The following is a 1002-nucleotide window of genomic DNA, read 5'->3' as shown; positions in this document are numbered from 1 at the left end:
GGGGCACCGGGTGCACCTGAAGGGGATGCTGCTGACCGACCGGGCCGACGAGCTGCTGCCCGACTGGGCGTTCTTCGTCCGCTGTGTCGTGGACACGGACAGCCTGCGCCCCACCGCCTCGCGGGAGTCGCTGTACGCGGACGAGACCCTGGCCGCCGTCCGGGAGGCGCTCGGCGAGCGGATCAGGCAGTGGCTGACCGGCCTGGCCGCGGGCGATCCGGAGCGGCTCGCGGAGTTCCTGGCCGTGCACCACCTGGGGGTGAAGTCGCTCGCCCGGCACGACGGGGCGATGCTGCGCACGATGCTGCCGTGGCTGCCGTTCGAGACGACGGACGGGCGGCTGTCGCTGGAGGAGTTCGCCCGGCGCCACCCGGTGGTGCACTTCACCCGGACCGTGGAGGAGTTCCGGCAGGTCGCGCCGATCGCCTCCGCGCAGGGCATCGGGGTGGTCAACGGCGGCTACACGTACGACGCCGAGCTGGTCGAGCGGCTGCCCGGGGCCCGCCCCGGGGCGGTGGTCGCGGAGCTGGACGCCGACACCGTCACCGCGCACCTGGACTCCGTGGACCCGGAGCAGGAGCTGGCGCTGGGCGCGTTCCTCGCCGCGGCCCGGGCCCGGCTGGACCCGCTGGGCTGCGACGTGGCGCTGCGCGCCTTCCACCCGCTGACCGTGCCCGCGCTCCCCCTCGACGACCGTTCGGCCCGCCACGAGCGGGCCCGGTCGGAGGCCGAGGGGCAGGCCGACGAGTTGTGGGCGGGCATCCTCGGCTCGCTGCGGGGCAGTGCGCCGCGCGCCCGGCTGGTGCTGAACCACCTCAACCCGCTGGTCCGCAGAATCGGTTCGCTCGGCTCCGCGGAACTGGCCGGGACGGCGACGGAGGCACTGTACGGGCAGGCGCTGCTGATGGCGCAGCGCCCGCTGCGCCCGGCCGACTCGGCGCTGCTGAACCGGGCGTTCCTCGGCCTGCTGGAGTGGGCCACACCTCCCGTACCACCAGGACC

General features: G+C 75.1%; 1 pseudogene. It reads left to right on the top strand.

What is annotated here, in order from left to right:
* Window positions 1–1002, top strand: a pseudogene (locus ACFWGZ_RS41390) (HSP90 family protein); the annotation flags it as partial.

The organism is Lentzea sp. NPDC060358, assembly GCF_042725365.1.
GTDB lineage: Bacteria > Actinomycetota > Actinomycetes > Mycobacteriales > Pseudonocardiaceae > Lentzea.
The sequence above is the reverse complement of the archived record's forward strand: the minus strand, read 5'-3'. Positions and strand labels throughout refer to the sequence as shown.